We start from the raw sequence: 19,151 nt of genomic DNA, 5'->3' as shown, positions 1-19,151 counted from the left end.
TGGGTTTCATTCATTCGTCTTGGGGAGAAGAGAGCGATCACCAGGTGGCTGCCGGAACGGCCACCTGCGCGTGCTCAGGTGGCCGCGGTGGTAATGGAGATCATCATTCGTGCACCCATCGCCCGTGTCGCACGTGCCGCCCGCGTGAACGCGGGCCGCACCATGCCCATGGCCTGGAAGGCAGGGGCGCAAGCGGCGAAAGAAGGGAGGGTGTACGGCATGAAGAGGACCAGTGTAACGGACGCCTTTGGCCGCCGGTCCACCCTGCGCCCGTGGCAGGGGTTGCGTGGTGGCGCGCGGACGCATCAGCGGTGCGCGCGAGCGAGCGGCCGGCAGGGTTTGTGTGCTATTGAATATGTAGCGAAATGCGCAAGCAGGATAAGCGCATCAACGCCATTTCGTTCATTTTTGGCTGTCATAGGCCACGGGCCCGGTGCCCAAGGTCGAGAGGTGCCGATGCCGTTCATTGCGCGGGGTCGGGTGGTCGGCCTCCATTCCGTCCGCACCCGTTGAACCCGTGCCACGGTGCGGCTTGGTTGGGGGCGGGCTCGGCCCATGCGGATGTGGAGGTTGCGGCAGGTGGACGGGATGGGCCCCCACCGTGCCGGCTGGGGCGTGCCCGCGCCATCTGCGGTGGCCGCGGGGGCTAGGCCCGCAAGCCCAGCTGCGCCATCAGCGCCAGGGCGCCCGCTGGCGCGCGTTCCTTGGCGCCGTTGATAAGGTACACGAACACATCGCGCGGCCGCTCGCCGCTGGTCCAGGCGCGCACGCCCTCGGCCCAGCGGGCGATGGCCTCGGGCGTGTAGCCCGTGGGCACCTCGGCCTGGCCGCGCATCAGCCGCAGATAGGCAAAGTCGGCCGCGCCGTCTGCAATGGCAGGGAATTTCTCGGAATCCGTGCACACCGGCGTGCAACCGTAGCGGCGGGCCAGCGAAAGGAAGTCCGCCGTGGCAAAGCTCTCGTGCCGCACGTCCAGCGCATGGCGCAGGCGGCGGCCGTCCACTTCGCTGGGCAACTGGGCGAGAAAGGCCTCGAAATCCGCCGGCTCGAAGGCCTTGGTCGGCATGAACTGCCAGACGATGGGGCCGAGCTTTTCCTTGAGTTCGGTAATGCCGCTTTCAATGAAGCGGGTGATCGAGGGGCCGGCATCCGCCAGAACCCGCCGGTGGGTTGCGAAGCGGTTGGCCTTGAGCGAAAACGTGAACCCTTCAGGCGTCTCGGCGTGCCATTTGGCAAAGGTGGGGGGCTTGAAAGTGCTGTAGTAGGTGCCGTTGACCTCGATGGCGCTGAGCTGGCGGCTGGCGTAGTGCAGCTCCTGGCTGTGGGCGAGGCCGGTCGGGTAGAAGCTGCCGCGCCACGGCTCGAAGGTCCAGCCGCCGATGCCAATGTGGATGCGCGGGGTGCTGCTTGTGCCGACATTCATGGCGTTGCCCGTCCTGCAATCACGAAGCGGCTACGGTAGCAGCGGCCCCGGCGCGTCGTTGCCTGCGCAGGTCTACAGCACCAGCGTGGCACTGAGCGTGATTTCGGGCACTGCGGCCAGCGCCTTCGACAGCGGGCAGTGGGCCTTGGCATCGGCCGCCAGTTTCTGGAAGGTGGCGTCGTCCATGCCCGGCACCTTGGCCCTGAGCGTGAGCGCGATGCGGTCGATCTTGAAGCCGTCGCCCTCCTTGCTGAGCCGTACGCTGGCCGTGGTGTCGACGACTTCGGTGGCCAGGCCCGCCTTGTCCGCGGCAAACGAGAACGCCATGGCAAAGCAGGCCGCGTGCGCGGCGCCCAGGATTTCCTCGGGGTTGGTGCCCTTGCGGTCTTCGCCAAAACGGCTGGCAAAGCCGTAGGGGTATTTGTCGAGTGCGCCGGTCTCGGTGCTGACCTGGCCCTGGCCGGACTTGCCGGCGCCTTCCCAGTGAACACTGGCCTTCTTTTCAGACATGGGGAGCTCCTTTGGTGCCGGCCTTTTGGCCCAGAACACCCGTCATCTGACCACGCGCGCCCTGCGGCGGCTGTGGGACAAGGCCGCAACCTTGCACGGCTGCATGCGTTTGCGCGGCGCAAAGAGGGGCTGCTTTCGGGGGGTGTTGCCGAATGCAGGCCTTGACAGGGGGCCATCCCGGGCGGTTGTGCGCTCAGCCGCCGCCTGCGGGCCCCGCTGCGTTCGTCCCCACCTTGGCCATGGCGATCGCGCCAAACGGGCAGCGCACGGCACACAACGCGCAACCTGTGCAGCCCGCCGCGTCGTGCAGCACCGCCCGCTTGGGGCCCCAGCGTCCGTCGCCATGCGCCTGCAGCGACAGCACATGCGGCGGGCAGATCGCCACGCACCAGCCGCAGCCCGTGCAGCGGTCAGGGTTCACGGTGGGCAGGGCTTTGGCCGTCAAGGCAACGCCTCTGATGCCGCTGCGCAAGGTTGTGGTCCGTTGCGCGCGGCGGTTGAACCGGAGGGGCACATGGCGCCGAGCAAGGCGCTCAGCGCCGAGGTCGCTACGCGCACGCCAGGCGGGCGTTCACGCCGCACGCCGCCCATAGGCGCAAAAGCCCGGCTTGGGGCTCTTCTTTTGCGGATGCAGCCGGCAGGTCTCGGGCCGCTGCTCGTACACGGTGCACAGCCGCGTCTTGGGGTCCAGAAAGTTGCAGTCCCCGCTGGCCCGCCGCGCCATGGTGAACACTACGTTCTTGTGGTTGAAGTGGTCAATCAGCCGCGCTTTTTGCAGCCGCTTGGCAATGTGCCGGGGCTCCTCATGCTCGGCCTCGAATGCATCCACCAGCCCCAGCCGCACGAGGTCAGAAAGCTGCACCTCCAGCGGCATGGTGCAGCAGTTGGCCGCACAGGTCTCGCACAGGCCGGCGCGGTAGCGGGTCCAGGTGTCGAGGCGGTCCACGTCGACGATGGAGATGGGAGAGCGCATGGGGGTTGGATTGTGCCTAACCTTTGTCCGCCAAGGCCCGCACAGCGAGGTGTACGGCTTCGGTCGGTAAGAACTCTTGCTTGAGTCGCCCTTTGTTCAGCGTGCGCAGGTGTCGGCCCAGCGCCGTTTCACGAGGTAGTTTGTCGCTGACAGGTTCGGCCGCATGTACCGGTTCCGCCACTGCCAAGTGTTCAAATGGGTACGGCCAAGTATTAAACACTTTTGAGTCAATGGAGGACACGGAGGATGGCAAATCACCCTGGCGATGCAGAGTCGCGTGTTGCGGTGCTGGTGGATTGTGACAATACCACCCCCGAAATATTGGAATACGCGCTGCGCGTGGTGGCGCAGTTTGGACGCGTCGTTCTGCGCCGAGGCTATGGCAATCACAGTACGTTGGCGAACAAGTGGCAGGAAGCGCTGGTGCGCCTTGCGTTCACTCCTTGTCTGCAATATCAGTACGCGGCGGGAAAGAACACTTCGGACATCGCACTGGCACTGGATGCTGTTGAGGCGCTGTTCGATGGCCGGGCCAGCACGTTCTGCATCGTGACCAGCGACTCCGACTTTGCCTACTTGTGCCGCAAGCTCCGCGAACGTGGCGCTACGGTGCACATCGTGGGAGAAGCTAAATCGCCCGATGCGCTGCGCAATGCGAGTGACCAGTTCTTTGAATGGGCGAAACCCGCACCGGAACCAGAGTCCATCGTGGTGGAGTCTGTGGCGCTTAAGCAAACCAGCAAGGCCGAGATTGTCAAGCCAGCCCCTAAGCTGCGCCCCAAGTTCATTGTGGAAGCCGTCATGCTGTTAGCCGCAGACACCCCGGAGGGCAAGGTTGGCGTGGGTGGGCTAGGCTCCTACCTCAAGCGCGCAGACCCGTCGTTTTCTCCCAAGAGCTATGGCCACTCTGGGCTACTTGACATGCTCAAAACTTACGACTTGCTCAAAGTGCAGCAGGAGGCGGGAGGGCACTGGACGGCGCGATTGGCGGATAAGCCAACCGCGTAAGGGCAATGCGCACCATGAAATTCGAAAACACTGTTTTCGAAGTTCATGGTCGATCAAACGTCGATATTCCCTGCCCGCAGCGCATTCGTCTCAATGAAGTCCCTGCGCGGCTCCACCTCGTCCCCCATCAGCATGGTGAACACGCGATCCGCCTCGATCGCGTCGTCGATCTGCACGCGCAGCAGGCGGCGCACGTTGGGGTCCATGGTGGTTTCCCAGAGCTGCTCGGGGTTCATTTCGCCCAGGCCTTTGTAGCGCTGGCGGCTGGTGGTGCGTTCGGCTTCGCTGATCAGCCACTTCATGGCCTGGCGGAAGTCGCCCACTTTTTCTTCCTTCTGCTTGTCGCCTTCGCCGCGCATCACCTTGGCGCCTTCGCTCAGCAGGCCGCGGAAGGTTTCGGCGGCTTCGGCCAGGGCGGCGTAGTCGGCGCCCTGCACGAAGTCTTGCGTGATGACGCTGCTCTTGATGTTGCCGTGGTGGCGGCGGCTGATGCGCAGCAGGGGCTTGTCGGTGCGGGCGTCAAATTCACCGGCCACCTCGGCGGGGGCGCCGGTGGTGTTGAGTTCGCGCAGCTTGGCTTGCAGGGCGATGGCGCTGGCTTCGGCCTCGGCCACGGTGTCGAGCTTGAGCGATACACCGTCGGCAATGGCGCGCAGCGCTTCGGCGTCCATGAAGTTGCCCAGGCGGGCGATCACGCTTTCAGCGATCTGGTGCTTGCGTGCCAGCTCGGCCAGGGTGTCGCCGCTCAGCGTCTGCGGGTTGGCACCGCCAGTGGTCACGCTCGCGTGGTTCAGTGCAATGCGCAGCAGGAAGCCGTCGAGGGCCGGGGCGTCCTTCAGGTACAGCTCTTCCTTGCCGGCCTTCACCTTGTAGAGCGGCGGCTGGGCGATGTAGATGTGGCCGCGCTCGACCAGCTCGGGCATCTGGCGGTAGAAGAATGTGAGCAGCAGCGTGCGGATGTGCGCGCCGTCCACGTCGGCGTCGGTCATGATGATGATGCGGTGGTAGCGCAGCTTGGCCACGTCGAAGTCGTCGCTGCCGGTGCTGCCGCCGGCCTTGCCGATGCCGGTGCCCAGGGCGGTGATCAGCGTGAGGATTTCGTTGGACGTGAGCAGCTTTTCGTAGCGTGCCTTTTCCACGTTCAGGATCTTGCCGCGCAGGGGAAGAATGGCCTGGAACTTGCGGTCGCGGCCCTGCTTGGCAGAGCCGCCGGCGGAGTCGCCCTCGACGATGTAGATCTCGCACAGCGACGGGTCTTTTTCCTGGCAGTCGGCCAGTTTGCCGGGCAGGCCCATGCCGTCGAGCACGCCCTTGCGGCGCGTCATTTCGCGCGCCTTGCGGGCGGCTTCGCGGGCACGGGCGGCCTCGACGATCTTGCCGCAGATGATCTTGGCGTCGTTGGGCTTTTCCTGCAGGTAGTCGGTGAGCAGCTTGCCCACGATGTCTTCCACCGGTGCGCGCACTTCGCTCGACACCAGCTTGTCCTTGGTCTGGCTGCTGAACTTGGGTTCGGGCACCTTCACGCTGAGCACGCAGCACAGGCCTTCGCGCATGTCGTCGCCAGTGACTTCGACCTTGGCCTTCTTGGCCAGCTCGTTTTCTTCGATGTATTTGTTGATGACGCGGGTCATCGCGGCGCGCAGGCCGGTCAGGTGGGTGCCGCCGTCACGCTGGGGGATGTTGTTGGTGAAGCAGAGGACTTGCTCGGTGTAGGCGCTGTTCCATTGCATGGCCACTTCCACGCCGATGTGCGTGCCGGGGATGCCGCCGTAGGTTTCGGCCGGGCGCTCGCCCGCGGCGTAGAACGACGTGGGGTGCAGAACGGTCTTGCCCTTGTTGATGAATTCGACAAAGCCGCGCACGCCGCCGGCACCCGAGAAGTCGTCTTCCTTGCCGCTGCGCTCGTCCTTCAGGCGAATGCGCACGCCGTTGTTCAGGAACGAGAGTTCGCGCAGGCGCTTGGCCAGGATTTCGTAGTGGAACTCGTTGTTTTCCTTGAAGATCTCGGTGTCGGGCAGGAAGTGCACCTCGGTGCCGCGCTTGTCGGTCTCGCCGGTCACCTTCATGGGCGAGACTTCAACGCCGTCCACCGTTTCGATGATGCGGTTCTGCACGAAGCCCTTGCTGAACTCCAGCACATGCACTTTGCCTTCGCGGCGCACCGTCAGGCGCAGCTTCTTGGACAGCGCGTTCACGCAGCTCACGCCCACGCCGTGCAGGCCGCCGGACACCTTGTAGCTGTTCTGGTTGAACTTGCCGCCCGCGTGCAGTTCGGTCAGCGCAATCTCGGCGGCCGAGCGCTTGGGCTCGTGCTTGTCGTCCATCTTCACGCCGGTGGGAATGCCCCGGCCGTTGTCGGTGACGCTGATGGAGTTGTCGGTGTGGATGGTGACCACGATGTCGTCGCAGTGGCCGGCCAATGCCTCGTCGATGGAGTTGTCCACCACCTCGAACACCAGGTGGTGCAGGCCGGTGCCGTCACTCGTGTCGCCGATGTACATGCCGGGGCGTTTGCGCACGGCCTCCAGGCCTTCGAGGATGGTGATGGCGCCTTCACCGTAGCTCTCGCTGGCACCGGCCTGGTTCGTGTCGATCTTTGGCACGACGGGCATTGCGGGCTCACCATTGCCGGTGGAGCCGTTCTCGGTGGGCTCGGGTTGCGTGTTGTCAGCGGTCATGGTGGGCCTTGGGATCCGTGGAAACCGGTGGTTTCCAATGTGTTCAATGATGAAAATTGCCTCTAGCGCTTATTTGGTAGCGCTATTGGCTATCAAAACAGTAGTGTTCTGCAGCGGGGGATGGCGTCAGATGCGCATGGGCATGACGACGTACTTGAAGTTGCTGTTGTCGGGGATGGTCAGCAGCGCCGAGCTGTTGCCGTCCGACAGCTCCACCTTCACCATGTCCTGCCCCATGTTGGCCAGGGCATCGATGAGGTAGGTGACGTTGAAGCCGATTTCGATGGTGTCGCCACCGTAGTCGATGTCGAGCTCGTCCACGGCCTCTTCCTGCTCGGCGTTGTTGCTGGCCACGCGCAGCGTGCCGGGCTCCAGGTTCAGGCGCACGCCCTTGAACTTGTCGCTGGTCATGATGGCGGTGCGCTGCAGGCTGGCCAGCAGGGGCGCGCGGCCCAGGGTGACGCTGTTGGTGTGGTTGCGCGGAATCACGCGGTTGTAATCGGGGAACTTGCCTTCGACCAGCTTGGTGACGAACTCCATGCCGCCGAAGGTGAACTTCGCCTGGTTGTTGGCGAATTGCATTTCGATGTGGGGCTGGTTGTCGCCGCCCGCGTCCGACAGCAGGCGCTGCAGTTCGATCACCGTCTTGCGCGGCAGGATCACTTCCTGCTTGGGCACTTCCACATCCAGTGTGGCGCTGGCGAAGGCCAGGCGGTGGCCATCGGTGGCCACCAGGCTCAGCTGCTTGCCCTCGGCCACGAACAAAATGCCGTTCAGGTAGTAGCGGATGTCCTGCACCGCCATGGCGAACGACACCTGGGAGAGCAGGTCCTTGAGCACCTTCTGCGGCACGCTGAAAACGGGGCCAAAGGCGGCAGATTCCTGCACCAGCGGAAAATCCTCGGCGGGCAGCGTCTGCAGCGTGAAGCGGCTCTTGCCACCCTTGAGGATGAGCTTGGACTGGGCCGATTCCAGGCTCACCGTCTGGTCGCCGGGCATGGTGCGCAGGATGTCGATGAGCTTGCGCGCACCCACCGTGGTGGTGAAGTCGCCGGTGTCGCCACCGAGCTCGGCCGTGGTGCGGATCTGGATTTCGAGGTCGCTGGTCGTCAGCTGCAGGGCGTTGCCCGTCTTGCGGATCAGTACATTGGCCAGGATGGGCAGGGTGTGGCGGCGCTCGACGATGCCGGAGACCGATTGCAGAACCGCGAGAACCTTGTCTTGTGTTGCCTTCAGGACGATCATGTCAACCTCTTGTGGTTTTTGGGACGGTGTGTGGACAGCAGCACCGGTGGTGCCTCCCCCCTGCCGCACAAACCGCCATTTTGCCCTCTTGCAAGGGCATTGCTGCTACAGACGCATTTTCCGGTTATCCGGTGCGATGGAGACCCTCCCGGCCTTTGGGACCGGCATTGCCCAGGCGAGGGACGCCGCCGAGGGCAACTCAGGGGATGTTCCATGTCAACCCTTGAGTGTTTGCTCCAGCACATGCAGCTGCTGGTTCAGTTCGGTGAGTTGCTGGCGCTCGCCCGAAATCTTGCGCACGGCATGCAGTACCGTGGTGTGGTCGCGACCGCCAAACAGCTCTCCGATCTCGGGCAGGCTCTTTTGCGTCAGCTCCTTGGCCAGGTACATGGCAATCTGGCGCGGCCGGGCAATGCTGGCCGGGCGCTTCTTGCTGTACATGTCGGCGACCTTGATCTTGTAATAGTCGGCCACCGTTTTCTGGATGTTTTCCACAGAAATCTGCCGGTTCTGGATGGACAGCAGGTCGCGCAGCGCCTCGCGCGCCAGCTGGATGGAGATTTCCTTCTGGTTGAAGCGTGAATAGGCCAGGATCTTGCGCAAGGCGCCTTCGAGCTCGCGCACGTTGGAGCGCACGTTCTTGGCCACGAAAAAGGCCACTTCCTCGGGCATCTCGGTGCTTTCGGCGCGCGCCTTGTTGATCAGGATGGCCACGCGCATTTCGAGCTCGGGCGGCTCGATCGCGACCGTCAGGCCCGAATCGAAGCGCGACACCAGGCGCTCGTGGATGTTGGCCAGGCCCTTCGGATACGTGTCCGATGTCATCACGATGTGCGACTTTTTGGCCAGCAGCGCCTCGAATGCGTTGAAGAATTCTTCCTGCGTGCGGTCTTTGTTGGCAAAAAACTGCACATCGTCGATCAGCAGCAGATCCAGCGAGTGGTAGCGCTCCTTGAATTCGTCGAAGGTGCGCCGCTGGTAGGCCTTAACCACATCCGACACAAACTGTTCGGCATGGATGTAGAGAACTTTGGCGTCGGGCCGGTCGGCCAGCAGGCGGTTGCCCACCGCATGCATCAGGTGGGTCTTGCCCAGGCCCACGCCGCCATAGATGAAGAGCGGGTTGTACAGATGCCCGGGCATGCCCGCCACATGCATGGCGGCCGAGCGCGCCATGCGGTTGGCCGTGCCTTCCACCAGGGTCTCGAAAGTCAGGGCGGCATTGAGCCGGTTGCGGAATGCACCGGCCGGCGTTTCGTCGTTGTTGCCAGAGGATGGTTCAGACAGCGCCGTGGTGCTGGATTGTTCAGGGGCTGCTGGTCGTACATAAGTACGGGCAATGGCTTCGCGCTGAGCGAGCGCTAACTCCAGTGTCACGGATTGACCGTAGAGGCCTTCGAGCAGCGCGGCAATGCGGCCTGCATACTGCGCCCGAATCCAGTCCAGCTTGAAACGGTTGCCCACCAGCACGGTGACCTTGGAGAAGTCTTCGGCCACCTGGGCGGTCAGGGGCTTGATCCAGGTGTTGAACTGTTGCTCTGGCAGGTCTTGGGCGAGCTGTTCAACGCAGGCCTGCCAGAGGCCCTGGCCGGCATCGGCGCCGGGCTGGCCTGTGGGGCTGCGATGGGATTCCTCGGTCATTTCAGGGGGCATTCTTGTTGTGGATAGAGGAACGGTTCGAGGCGGCGGATTGTAGCTTGTCAAGGAGTTATCCACAATTTGAGAGGCCACTTCGGGCCAGGTGCCGGCGTGCTCCCGGAACGGGTTTTGCGCGCCTCGCCAAAGGCCCACAACACAATGGGCATTGCCAGCCAGCGCCAAGCCTGCGATAATTTCGGGTTTCCCTGAATGCGTTCAGGGTGATTTGACCCGGCGCGCCGTTATTTCTGCCCCGCGAGTCTTTGGTTGTGTGCGATCCCCGCTAGGGGCGCTGCGGCCGCAGATGGCGGGGTTCAAGAGCAGCAGTCCGGAACTGAGCCTCAAGGAATAGCAAAATGAAACGTACTTACCAGCCCTCCAAGACGCGCCGCGCGCGCACCCATGGTTTCCTCGTCCGCATGAAGACCCGCGGTGGCCGTGCCGTGATCAACGCACGCCGCGCCAAGGGCCGCAAGCGCCTGGCCGTCTAAGGCCGTTACGGTCTTGGACCTGCTCCCCGGTTTGCGCCGTCAGGTTCCAAACGGGGTGCTTGCATGCAACGGCTGAAAACCCGTCCGCAGTTCCAGGCGGCCATGGCGGGAGGCACTGTCTCCCGCACGGCGCACTTTGCGCTGCACCGTCTGGTGCTGGACGCTAAGAAGGCTGCCGTGACAGGCATTGCTTCCACAGGGCCCGACTCCTTGCCATCCGTGCAAGGGTCGCAGGCCCTGTTTGGCGTGTCCGATGTCTGGTTGGGTGCCATGGTGCCCAAGCGCTGGGCGCGCCGTGCCGTGACGCGCAACACCATCAAGCGGCAGATCCATGCCGTGGCGGCCTTGTTCGAGGCCCGTTTGCCGCAGGCGGCCCATGTCGTGCGCTTGCGGGCCACGTTTGATCGCAAGCAGTTTCTCAGTGCCACGTCCGACCCGCTCAAGCAGGCCGTGCGGGCCGAGCTGCTGCAGCTGTTTGGGCACGCCGCACGGCGCCCTGTCGTGGCACAGGTGCCAGCACCGGCGCAGGTGGCTCCATGATGCGTGCGTTGCTGATCGGCGTGGTCAAGGGCTATCGGCTGTTCCTCAGCCCTTGGCTGGGTTCGGCCTGCCGGTTCGAGCCGACCTGTTCGGCCTATTCGCTGCAGGCGCTGGAGCGGCATGGCGCTGCGGCCGGCAGTTACCTTACAGTGCGCAGGCTGGTACGCTGCCACCCCTGGTGTGACGGGGGCCATGACCCGGTCCCGCAACAATTGCCGCGCAGCATGCGGCTTTTTTCGCGGCTTTCTCCTTCCAACACCCAACCATCCTCACCAAAGAAGTCTTCATGAACGACATTCGCCGCACCATTCTGTGGGTGATTTTTGGCTTTTCCATGGTTCTGCTGTGGGATAAGTGGCAGCTGCACAACGGCAACAAGGCCACTTTCTTCCCCTCCGCCCCGGCGGTGACTGCGCCCGCTGCCACGGGCCCTGCGTCCAGCGCCACGGGTGCCGCCAGTGTCCCGGTCGCCAACGCACCCGTTGCCGCTGCGCCGCAGGGTGTCTCTTCCGTACCTGGCCAGCCGGCGCCTGCAGCGCCCGCCGTGCGCGAACGCGTCGAAGTCACCACCGACGTCTATCGCCTCACCTTCGACAGCGAAGGCGGCTCGCTCACCCATGCCGAACTGCTCAAGCATGTGGACATGGCCGACAAGACCCGCAACTTCGTGCTGTTCGACGAAAGCGCTGCGCGGGTGTACGTGGCCCAGACGGGCCTGATCGGTGGCGACTTTCCCACGCACAAGACCGTGATGACGGCCGTGCCCGGTCCGCGCGAACTCAAGGATGGACAGGACGAACTGAGCATCCGCTTCGAGTCGCCCGTTCAGGGCGGCGTGAAGCTGGTCAAGACCTGGACCATCAAGCGCGGCGCCTATGACATCGCGGTGAAGCATGAGGTTGTCAACACCGGCAATGCGGCCGTTACCCCCCAGCTGTACCTGCAACTGGTGCGTGATGGCAACAAGCCGCCGGGCGAATCCTCGTTCTATTCCACCTTCACCGGCCCGGCGGTCTATACCGACGCCAAGAAATACCAGAAGGTCGAGTTCAAGAAGATCGAAGAAGGCAAGGCCGAGATCGAAAAGACCGCCACCAACGGCTATGTGGCCATGGTGCAGCACTACTTTGCCAGCGCCTGGCTGCTGGGCGACGGCATCCAGCGCGACCTGTTCATGCGCAAGGTGGACGCCAACCTGTATTCGGTGGGCATGATCACGCCCGTGGGCGAAGTCGCGCCGGGCGCCAGCAAGTCGGTGCAGGCGCAATTGTTTGCCGGCCCGCAGGTCGAGACGAGCCTGGAAAAACTCGCCCCCGGCCTCGAACTCGTCAAGGACTACGGCTGGCTCACCATCCTGTCCAAGCCGCTGTACTGGCTGCTCGACCAGCTGCACAAGCTGCTGGGCAACTGGGGCTGGTCCATCGTGGCGCTGGTGCTTCTGCTCAAGATCGCGTTTTACTGGCTCAACGCCAAGGCCTACGCCAGCATGGCCAAGATGAAGGCCATCAACCCCAAGATCACGGAGATGCGCGAGCGCCTGAAGGACAAGCCCCAGCAGATGCAGCAGGAGATGATGCGCATCTACCGCGAGGAAAAGGTCAACCCCATGGGCGGCTGCTTCCCCATCATGATCCAGATCCCGGTGTTCATTGCGCTGTACTGGGTGCTGCTGTCCAGCGTCGAGATGCGCAATGCGCCCTGGATCGGCTGGATCCGCGATCTTTCCGCGCCTGATCCGTTCTTCATCCTGCCCCTGCTGATGACGGCCAGCTCGCTGCTGCAAACCGCGCTGAACCCCGCGCCGCCCGATCCGATGCAGGCCAAGATGATGTGGTTCATGCCGCTGATCTTCAGCGTAATGTTCTTCTTCTTCCCGGCCGGCCTGGTGCTGTACTGGCTGACGAACAACATCCTGTCGATTGCGCAGCAGTGGATCATCAACACCCGTATGGGCGTGCCTCCGCAGTTCAACCTGCCGAAGTTCAAGTGACCTTGCGTCGCTGATCCCCCGGGTTCCCTAAGGCCGCGCAAGCGGCCTTTTTCATTTCCATCCACCCTGTACAGTCGCCACCATGCTTGCTCGCCACCATGACCCCATCGTTGCCATCGCCACTGCCCCGGGGCGCGGGGCCGTCGGCATCGTGCGTGTCTCGGGGCGCGGGCTGGACACGCTGGTGCAGGCCCTGTGCGGCCGAGCGCTGAAACCCCGCGAGGCCACCTACCTGCCCTTTCGCGATGCGCAGGGCCAGGCCATCGACCAGGGTCTGGCGCTGTTTTTCCCCGGCCCGCACAGCTACACCGGCGAAGACGTGCTGGAGCTGCAGGCCCATGGCGGCCCCGTGGTGCTGCAGCTGCTGCTGGCGCGCTGTCTGGAAGCCGGTGCCGCCCTGGAGGCGGCCACGGGCCAACCTTGCCTGCCTGGCTTGCGGGTGGCGCAACCTGGTGAGTTCACCGAGCGCGCGTTCCTCAACGACAAGATCGACCTGGCCCAGGCCGAGGCGATTGCCGACCTGATCGATGCCAGCACGGAGGCGGCGGCCCGCAGCGCCAGCCGCTCGCTGACCGGTGCATTCTCGGCAGAGATCCACGCCCTGCGCGACGCGTTGATCCATCTGCGCATGCTGGTCGAGGCCACGCTGGATTTTCCTGAGGAAGAAATCGACTTCCTGCGCAAGGCAGATGCGCGTGGGCAGCTATTCCAACTGGAGCAAACGCTGGCGCAAGTGATGCAGCGTGCCCGTCAGGGTGCGCTGCTGCGCGAAGGCATCAAGGTGGTGATTGCCGGTCAGCCCAATGCCGGCAAGAGCTCGCTGCTCAATGCATTGGCGGGCGCCGAACTGGCCATCGTGACGCCGATTGCCGGTACCACGCGCGACAAGGTGCAGGAGACCATCCAGATCGAGGGCGTGCCGCTGCATGTGATCGACACTGCCGGCCTGCGCGACAGCGACGATGAGGTGGAGCGCATCGGCATCGCCCGTGCCTGGGACGCCATTGCGGCCGCCGACGCGGTGCTGTTCCTGCACGACCTGGCGCGCTGGGATGCCTTCGAGTACAGAGCTGCCGACGCAGACATAGAAAGCGCACTGGGCCAGAAACTGCTTTCATCCGTGCCTGTGATCGATGTGTGGAACAAGGTCGATTGCGTGCCCAGTGCCCTGCCGCCCCAGGCCGCAGGGCGCGCCGCCGTGCACCTGTCGGCCCGCACGGGCGAGGGGCTGGATGCCTTGCGCCGCATCCTGCTGGAGGTGGCGGGCTGGCAGTCGGCGCCGGAGGGCGTGTACATCGCCCGCGCGCGGCATGTGCAGGCGCTGGGCAGTGTGCAGGCGCATCTGGCGCAAGCCGCAGCGCAGCTGGATGCGCGCGGCCCCGCGCTGGATCTTCTGGCGGAGGAGCTGCGGCTGGCCCAGAACGCGCTGAGCACCATTACCGGCGAGTTCACCTCGGACGACTTGCTTGGTGTCATCTTCTCCAGCTTTTGTATCGGTAAGTAACAGCATCGGTCGGCATTTGTTGTAAACATACGTAAAGAGTGCTTGTGCCTGCTCTGTTACAAGGTTAGTTTCGGCAGACCATGAATGCCATTACGCCCATTTCATCCAAGATTGATCTCACTGGTCTGCTCAATGCGATTGCCCAGGCCAGCGCAGAGGACAGCATGACCAATCCCCTGACGCCAGCGCAGTGGGAAACCCTCTCGGCCTACCTGCAGCCCTATGCCTTGCCGGCAGGGCATGTGCTGTTTTCCCAGGGGGCGTCCGACAGAACCCTTTACCTGGTCGAAAGTGGCAGCCTGAGCGTGCATTACCAGGACGAGAAAGAACGCCTGCGGCTGGCGATCGTGGGGCCGGGTTCGGTGGTGGGAGAAGGTGGCTTCTTCTCGATGCGCCCGCGCAGCGCCACCGTGCAAGGGGGTGTCCCGACCAAGCTCTGGAGCCTGACAGCGTTGCGCTTCACCGAACTGTCCAACCGCCAGCCCGCCATTGCCCTGGGCCTGGCCATGGCCGCTGGCGCCGTGCTGGCCAAACGGCTGGGTAACCGCCGCCGCCGCGTCGCGGCCACCTGACGCCGGGGGGGCTTCGGGCGCCTGTCACCGCGATGTGTGGGGGGTGGCGGGAGTGTGCCGGGTAAACTCGATGAGATCGTTTACCGGTGCTATCCCAGAAAGCAAACCATGTCCCTGTTCAGTTGGTTTAGCCGCAAAGCCCAAACCTCCAAGCACCGTTCGGCCTTGGAGCCTTCGGGTTTGCTCCATGGGGATGCCGCCGTCCCCATGGCTGCGGGACGCAAACCGGCCCTTGACGCCCGGCCAGCGGACCATGCGGCGAACCGCAAGAGCGAGCGCATGGAACGGCGGGAGCTGCTCTATACCGTGGTGCGCGATGCCATGGTCCGCGCCGGTGTGCTGTCGGCCAGTTACAAGTTCAAGGTGTTGTCGCTGGACCAGCGGGGCCGGCAGTTTCTCGTCATGATGGACCTGGCCCGCGAGTTTGGGGGAGAGACCGTGCGGCTCAGCGAGATCGAGGCGCTGGTGGCCCAGACTGCCAAGGCGCGCTACGACATTCTGGTGACGGCGGTCTACTGGCGTATCAACGACCATGTGGCGGTGGGTCTTCCGCAACAAGGCCTTGCGCCACAGGGGGTTTCGCTGTCTGCGGTGGTTTCCGCGGCCCCCGTGGCGCCGGCCATGCCGGTACGGACGCCTTCCGTGCGCCCGGTTGCCCATGCCGCGCCACCAGTGCCGCCGGCCCGCCCCGCTGCTGCCCCCGCGGCGCGCACCGCGCAGCGGTTTGATCCGATCGAGGCCGATGAAGTGGCTGCGTTCAAGCGGGCGCTGTCGGATGCCGCCAGTGTCCGGGCCACGCCTGCTGCGGCCACCAAACCGGGCGTTCCGGTGCGGTCAGGCCCCCTGCTGGCACCGTCACGGCCGACCGGTTTTGAAGACACGGTGATGCAGGGTGCAGACGGGCCCTTTCCCGATCTCAGCAGTACCCAGTACGGCGATCTGAACTGAAACACGGGCGCCGGCCGGGATCGGCCGCCCATACCCCCTGGCCCCCTACGCGCAGACGTTGGGATCCGCCCAGCTCCGGCAAGTCCACGATGGCGGCACCTCCGGTGACCGTGGCACCGGGTTTTTGCAGCAGTTTCTTGCCGGCCATCTGGTACCACCGGTGGCAATCAGTCGTCGATCAGCAGCTCGCGATCGCCCGCCTTGACGGCGTCGGTGGGCAATTCGTCCGTGGCGCCACCGTATTCGAGCTCGTAGGTTTCCTCGACGGTGGTGAACGGCAGCTTGCCTTTCTTGCGGATGGGCGCGAAGCCCACATTCAGCTGGTAGGCCGCCACGGCCCCGCCGCGGCGCAGTCCGCGCCAACCCCATAATGGGTAACTCTTGTTTCTCCTTGTACCGCATCGGCTTTGCGGCTGCATGCGGTGCGCATCCCGGATCGGCCCATGCCCATCTCTGTTCTCTTGATCGATGGTGATTCTGTCTATGCACAGTCCGTGGTCCATGCGCTGGTGGATCCCGGGCTGGGCTGGACCGTCGAAGTGGCGTCCACCCTTGCGCAAGCCCGCGGGATACTGGCCCGCCGCCAGACCGATGTCGTGCTGGCGGCGCGCAGCATGGCAGACGGCACGGCCTTTGATGTGCTGGAATGGCTTGGCGAGGTGCCGGCCCTGGTCATCGTGCTCCCGGGAGAAGAGATTGAGGCGGCACGGGCCATGCGGCACGGGTTCAGTGATTTTCTGGTGCAGACACCGCAACGCGATCATCTCTTGGCGCTGCCCGCACAGATCGAGGCGGTGCTGGAGCGCAGCACGGGCGTGCGGGCTCGCCAGACTGCCGAGGCCATGCTGGCGCGTCAGCACCGCTTGCTGCAGGCCATCTCGAAAGTCCAGGCCCTCTTCATTGCCGGCACCGCCCCTTGCGCTGCGTTCGACGCGGTGCTGCAGGAGTTGATGGCATTGACCGACAGTATGTTCGGCCTGGTGGGGCAGGTGCAGCACTCGCCCGAGGGGCAGCCGTTCCTGCGGGTGCATGCGATGACCGATCTCAGCTGGGACACCGCTTCGCGAGCCCACCATGCCCAGCATGTCCAGGACGGAATGGTTGTCGACAATCTGGATACGCTGATGGGTGCTGCGCTGCGCACGGGCGAGCCCGTCATCAGCAACAGTCCCGGCACCGATCAGCGCCGCGCCGGGGTGCCGCAGGGGCATCCGGTGGTCGCAACCTATCTGGGCTTGCCCATCCATGCCGCCGGGGCGCTGGTCGCCATGGTCGGGTTGGCCAATCGCCCAGGGGGCTACTCCAAGGCGGATGCACAGTTTCTGCAGCCGCTGCTCAACACGGTGGGCCAGCTGGAGCTGGCCCGCCGGGCTGAGCTGGCGCGCAGCGAAGTCGAATCCCAGCTGGCCCGCACCAGTGCACTGCTGGCCGAGAAGACCCGGGCGCTCGAAAGCACGCTGGCCAGCGTTTCCCAGGGCATCACGAATGTGGATGCGACGGGACGCATCCGTGTCTACAACCAGCGTTATCTGGAGCTGCTCGATTTGCCGCAAGCGCTGCTGGAAACGCAGCCGCTGGTGGACGAGGTGGTGCGATTCCAGGCCGAACGGGGGGATTTCGGCCCCGATTTCGGACTGGTCGAAGCACCCGCACGGGCCTATGTGGCATCTGGGCATACCGGTGGGCGTATCGACGGGCCCGATGTGCCCGCGACCTATATCCGCAAAACCCGCGCCGGGCGCTTCCTGGAAGTACGCACCCGGCGCCTGGAGGCGGGGGGCCGCGTGCGCACGTTTACGGATGTGAGCGACTACCTGGGCACGCTGCAGGCGTTGCGCGAGAGCGAGGCGCGCTGGCGCAGCCTCACCCACCTTTCCTCGGACTGGTATTGGGAGCAGGATGCTGACTTCCGGTTTGTCCGGTTTGACGGCAGGGCCGAGCGCGATCGGGGTATCCCGGATGAAATGCACTATGGGCTGACCCGCTGGGAACTGCCCGAGACTGCCGTGGCGCCGGGGCAGTGGCGCAAGCACCGCAAACAGCTGCAAGCCCACGAGGTCTTTCATGACTTCGAGATGCAGCGCACCACCGCCGACGGCACGCTGATCTGGGTGTCCATCAGTGGTGAACCCATTTTTGATGCCGAAGGCCGGTTCACCGGCTATCGCGGTGTTGCGCGCAACATCACCGAACGCAAGAAGGCAGAGGCCGAGATTGAGCGCCTGGCGTTCTACGACGAACTCACGGCCTTGCCCAATCGCAGGCTCTTGCTCGACCGGCTGGAGCACGCCACCCTGGGTGGTGCGAGCGACGGATGCCATGGCGCCTTGCTGTTTCTGGACCTGGACAACTTCAAGGCCATCAACGACACCCTGGGCCACGAATGGGGTGACCGCCTGCTGGTCCAGGTGGCCGCGCGCCTGCAGGCCTGTGTGCGGGCGGTGGATACCGTGGCACGCCTGGGAGGTGACGAGTTCGTGGTGATTCTTCAGCACCTGCACGGGGTGGAGTCCGAGGCGGCCATCGAAGCGGAAGCCATTGCGCAGAAGATCATCGCCGCGCTGAATGCGCCTTTCGAGGTGGATAACCGCGAGTTGCACAGCACGCCGAGCATCGGCATTGCGCTGTTCCGGGACGCGCAGCAGCCGGTGCACGAACTGTTGCAGCGGGCTGACCTGGCCATGTACCAGGCCAAGGCCCTGGGCCGCAACACGCTGTGCTTCTTCGATCCCGCCATGCAGGCGGCCGCCAGCGCGCGGGCTGCGCTGGAAGGGGATATCCGGCACGGCCTGCAGCACAACGAATTCCTGCTGCATTACCAGCCCGTGGTGAACGCGGCGGGCGATATGCTGGGCGCCGAAGCCCTGGTGCGCTGGATGCACCCGCAGCGCGGGATGGTGCCGCCGGGCGATTTCATTCCATTGGCCGAACAGACCGGGTTGATACTGCCGCTGGGGCGGCGGGTCATGCGCCTGGCCTGTGACCAGCTGGCGCTGTGGGCGGCCCAGCCCCGCACCGCTGGCTGGAGCGTGGCGGTGAACGTCAGTGCGCAGGAGTTTCGGCACCCCCAGTTTGTGCAGCAGGTGCTGGATACCTTGCGCGAGTCCGGTGCCCGCCCCGACCGGCTGAAGCTGGAGCTGACCGAAAGCCTGATGCTGCACGACGTGGAAGACAGCATCCTGAAAATGCAGGCCCTGGGCACCCTGGGTGTGGGGTTTTCGCTGGATGATTTCGGTACGGGCTATTCATCGATGGGCTATCTCAAGCGCCTGCCGATTGACCAGCTCAAGATCGACCAGAGTTTTGTGCGCGACGTGCTGACCGACCCCAACGATGCGGCCATCGCCTGCACCATCATCACGCTGGCCAGCAGCCTGGGGCTGGATGTGGTGGCCGAAGGGGTGGAAACCGAGGGGCAGCGTGCATTTCTGCTGCGCAACGGCTGCCAGCAGTTCCAGGGCTACCTGTTCGGGCGGCCCGAGCCGGCGGAATTGCTCTAAATTGCTATTGAATATATAGCTATTGACGCTTGATATCAGGGCAATCGCATCTAAAAAATAGAGTCAAATCCAACGACACTGCAGCGCTTGAGTAATCTGCCAAGCGCTGTTTAGATGAGCCTGCTGCAACA

General features: G+C 64.3%; 16 protein-coding genes and 1 pseudogene. 9 read left to right on the top strand and 8 right to left on the bottom strand.

Annotation, left to right across the window (positions count from 1 at the left end; genetic code table 11):
- Positions 1 to 646: 646 nt before the first annotated feature.
- The 4 genes from BLW02_RS04695 to BLW02_RS04680 form a co-directional block, all read right to left on the bottom strand.
- Positions 647 to 1,423, bottom strand: coding sequence for a DUF72 domain-containing protein (locus BLW02_RS04695; protein ID WP_092697240.1), 777 nt, complete (start codon positions 1,421 to 1,423; stop codon positions 647 to 649).
- 72 nt (positions 1,424 to 1,495) lie between these two features.
- Positions 1,496 to 1,933: an OsmC family peroxiredoxin gene (locus tag BLW02_RS04690; RefSeq protein WP_005798076.1), complete on the bottom strand. Its 438-nt coding sequence runs from the start codon at positions 1,931 to 1,933 to the stop codon at positions 1,496 to 1,498.
- Between the two features lie 193 nt (positions 1,934 to 2,126).
- Complete coding sequence (locus tag BLW02_RS04685) at positions 2,127 to 2,378, bottom strand: ATP-binding protein (RefSeq protein WP_092697239.1); 252 nt, start codon at positions 2,376 to 2,378, stop codon at positions 2,127 to 2,129.
- A gap of 126 nt (positions 2,379 to 2,504) precedes the next feature.
- The gene (locus BLW02_RS04680) at positions 2,505 to 2,906 is read right to left on the bottom strand and encodes a YkgJ family cysteine cluster protein (RefSeq protein WP_092697238.1); all 402 of its coding nucleotides are present in this window, start codon (positions 2,904 to 2,906) and stop codon (positions 2,505 to 2,507) included.
- Between the two features lie 246 nt (positions 2,907 to 3,152).
- Between BLW02_RS04680 and BLW02_RS04675 the strand changes: the two genes are divergently transcribed.
- Positions 3,153 to 3,914: an NYN domain-containing protein gene (locus tag BLW02_RS04675; RefSeq protein ID WP_092697237.1), complete on the top strand. Its 762-nt coding sequence runs from the start codon at positions 3,153 to 3,155 to the stop codon at positions 3,912 to 3,914.
- 53 nt (positions 3,915 to 3,967) lie between these two features.
- On the opposite strand, the gene gyrB is transcribed toward BLW02_RS04675, so the two are convergent.
- The 3 genes from gyrB to dnaA all read right to left on the bottom strand — a co-directional run bounded on the left by gyrB (position 3,968) and on the right by dnaA (position 9,478).
- Positions 3,968 to 6,592, bottom strand: a complete 2,625-nt coding sequence (gene gyrB / locus BLW02_RS04670; protein ID WP_092697236.1) for a DNA topoisomerase (ATP-hydrolyzing) subunit B — start codon at positions 6,590 to 6,592, stop codon at positions 3,968 to 3,970.
- 126 nt (positions 6,593 to 6,718) lie between these two features.
- A complete protein-coding gene (gene dnaN, locus BLW02_RS04665; protein WP_092697235.1) occupies positions 6,719 to 7,837 on the bottom strand; it encodes a DNA polymerase III subunit beta in 1,119 nt (372 codons plus the stop codon).
- A 216-nt stretch (positions 7,838 to 8,053) separates the two neighbouring features.
- Positions 8,054 to 9,478, bottom strand: coding sequence for a chromosomal replication initiator protein DnaA (dnaA, locus tag BLW02_RS04660; RefSeq protein WP_051248733.1), 1,425 nt, complete (start codon positions 9,476 to 9,478; stop codon positions 8,054 to 8,056).
- Between the two features lie 353 nt (positions 9,479 to 9,831).
- Between dnaA and rpmH the strand changes: the two genes are divergently transcribed.
- The 7 genes from rpmH (at position 9,832) to BLW02_RS04625 (ending at position 15,520) form a co-directional block, all read left to right on the top strand.
- Positions 9,832 to 9,966 carry a 50S ribosomal protein L34 gene (gene rpmH, locus BLW02_RS04655; RefSeq protein WP_005798102.1) on the top strand — a complete coding sequence of 45 codons (135 nt, stop codon included), beginning with the start codon at positions 9,832 to 9,834 and terminating at the stop codon, positions 9,964 to 9,966.
- 63 nt (positions 9,967 to 10,029) lie between these two features.
- On the top strand, positions 10,030 to 10,506 hold the full coding sequence (locus BLW02_RS04650; protein ID WP_092697234.1) for a ribonuclease P protein component: 477 nt from the start codon (positions 10,030 to 10,032) through the stop codon (positions 10,504 to 10,506).
- Complete coding sequence (gene yidD / locus BLW02_RS04645) at positions 10,503 to 10,796, top strand: membrane protein insertion efficiency factor YidD (RefSeq protein WP_092697233.1); 294 nt, start codon at positions 10,503 to 10,505, stop codon at positions 10,794 to 10,796. Before BLW02_RS04650 ends, yidD begins: the two co-directional genes overlap by 4 nt.
- Entirely contained in the window at positions 10,793 to 12,496 is a 1,704-nt protein-coding gene (gene yidC, locus BLW02_RS04640; RefSeq protein WP_092697232.1) for a membrane protein insertase YidC, read from the top strand. Before yidD ends, yidC begins: the two co-directional genes overlap by 4 nt.
- Before the next feature lie 82 nt (positions 12,497 to 12,578).
- On the top strand, positions 12,579 to 14,000 hold the full coding sequence (gene mnmE / locus BLW02_RS04635) for a tRNA uridine-5-carboxymethylaminomethyl(34) synthesis GTPase MnmE (protein WP_092697231.1): 1,422 nt from the start codon (positions 12,579 to 12,581) through the stop codon (positions 13,998 to 14,000).
- 80 nt (positions 14,001 to 14,080) lie between these two features.
- Positions 14,081 to 14,572: a Crp/Fnr family transcriptional regulator gene (locus BLW02_RS04630; RefSeq protein ID WP_092697230.1), complete on the top strand. Its 492-nt coding sequence runs from the start codon at positions 14,081 to 14,083 to the stop codon at positions 14,570 to 14,572.
- Positions 14,573 to 14,680: 108 nt separating this feature from the next.
- Positions 14,681 to 15,520 carry a hypothetical protein gene (locus BLW02_RS04625; protein WP_092697229.1) on the top strand — a complete coding sequence of 280 codons (840 nt, stop codon included), beginning with the start codon at positions 14,681 to 14,683 and terminating at the stop codon, positions 15,518 to 15,520.
- Here the strand turns inward: BLW02_RS04625 and BLW02_RS04620 are convergent.
- A pseudogene (locus tag BLW02_RS04620) lies at positions 15,489 to 15,861 on the bottom strand (purine phosphoribosyltransferase family protein); the annotation flags it as partial. The gene BLW02_RS04625 and the pseudogene BLW02_RS04620 overlap by 32 nt on opposite strands.
- Positions 15,862 to 15,963: 102 nt before the next feature.
- On the opposite strand from BLW02_RS04620, the gene BLW02_RS20300 reads away from it, so the two are divergent.
- Entirely contained in the window at positions 15,964 to 19,020 is a 3,057-nt protein-coding gene (locus BLW02_RS20300; protein WP_092697228.1) for an EAL domain-containing protein, read from the top strand.
- The last annotated feature ends 131 nt before the right edge of the window (positions 19,021 to 19,151 follow it).

It is taken from the genome of Acidovorax soli (assembly GCF_900107605.1).
Classification (GTDB): Bacteria; Pseudomonadota; Gammaproteobacteria; order Burkholderiales; family Burkholderiaceae_C; genus Acidovorax; species Acidovorax soli.
The sequence above is the reverse complement of the archived record's forward strand: the minus strand, read 5'-3'. Positions and strand labels throughout refer to the sequence as shown.

Bases quoted from the DNA above. Each gene is read 5' to 3' on its own strand.
- BLW02_RS04625 (WP_092697229.1), top strand. From the start codon at position 14,681: ATGTCCCTGTTCAGTTGGTTTAGCCGCAAAGCCCAAACCTCCAAGCAC.
- rpmH (WP_005798102.1), top strand. From the start codon at position 9,832: ATGAAACGTACTTACCAGCCCTCCAAGACGCGCCGCGCGCGCACCCAT.
- BLW02_RS04690 (WP_005798076.1), bottom strand. From the start codon at position 1,933: ATGTCTGAAAAGAAGGCCAGTGTTCACTGGGAAGGCGCCGGCAAGTCC.
- yidD (WP_092697233.1), top strand. From the start codon at position 10,503: ATGATGCGTGCGTTGCTGATCGGCGTGGTCAAGGGCTATCGGCTGTTC.
- BLW02_RS04630 (WP_092697230.1), top strand. From the start codon at position 14,081: ATGAATGCCATTACGCCCATTTCATCCAAGATTGATCTCACTGGTCTG.
- BLW02_RS04680 (WP_092697238.1), bottom strand. From the start codon at position 2,906: ATGCGCTCTCCCATCTCCATCGTCGACGTGGACCGCCTCGACACCTGG.
- gyrB (WP_092697236.1), bottom strand. From the start codon at position 6,592: ATGACCGCTGACAACACGCAACCCGAGCCCACCGAGAACGGCTCCACC.
- dnaA (WP_051248733.1), bottom strand. From the start codon at position 9,478: ATGACCGAGGAATCCCATCGCAGCCCCACAGGCCAGCCCGGCGCCGAT.
- dnaN (WP_092697235.1), bottom strand. From the start codon at position 7,837: ATGATCGTCCTGAAGGCAACACAAGACAAGGTTCTCGCGGTTCTGCAA.
- BLW02_RS04695 (WP_092697240.1), bottom strand. From the start codon at position 1,423: ATGAATGTCGGCACAAGCAGCACCCCGCGCATCCACATTGGCATCGGC.
- BLW02_RS04675 (WP_092697237.1), top strand. From the start codon at position 3,153: ATGGCAAATCACCCTGGCGATGCAGAGTCGCGTGTTGCGGTGCTGGTG.
- BLW02_RS04650 (WP_092697234.1), top strand. From the start codon at position 10,030: ATGCAACGGCTGAAAACCCGTCCGCAGTTCCAGGCGGCCATGGCGGGA.
- BLW02_RS20300 (WP_092697228.1), top strand. From the start codon at position 15,964: ATGCCCATCTCTGTTCTCTTGATCGATGGTGATTCTGTCTATGCACAG.
- mnmE (WP_092697231.1), top strand. From the start codon at position 12,579: ATGCTTGCTCGCCACCATGACCCCATCGTTGCCATCGCCACTGCCCCG.
- yidC (WP_092697232.1), top strand. From the start codon at position 10,793: ATGAACGACATTCGCCGCACCATTCTGTGGGTGATTTTTGGCTTTTCC.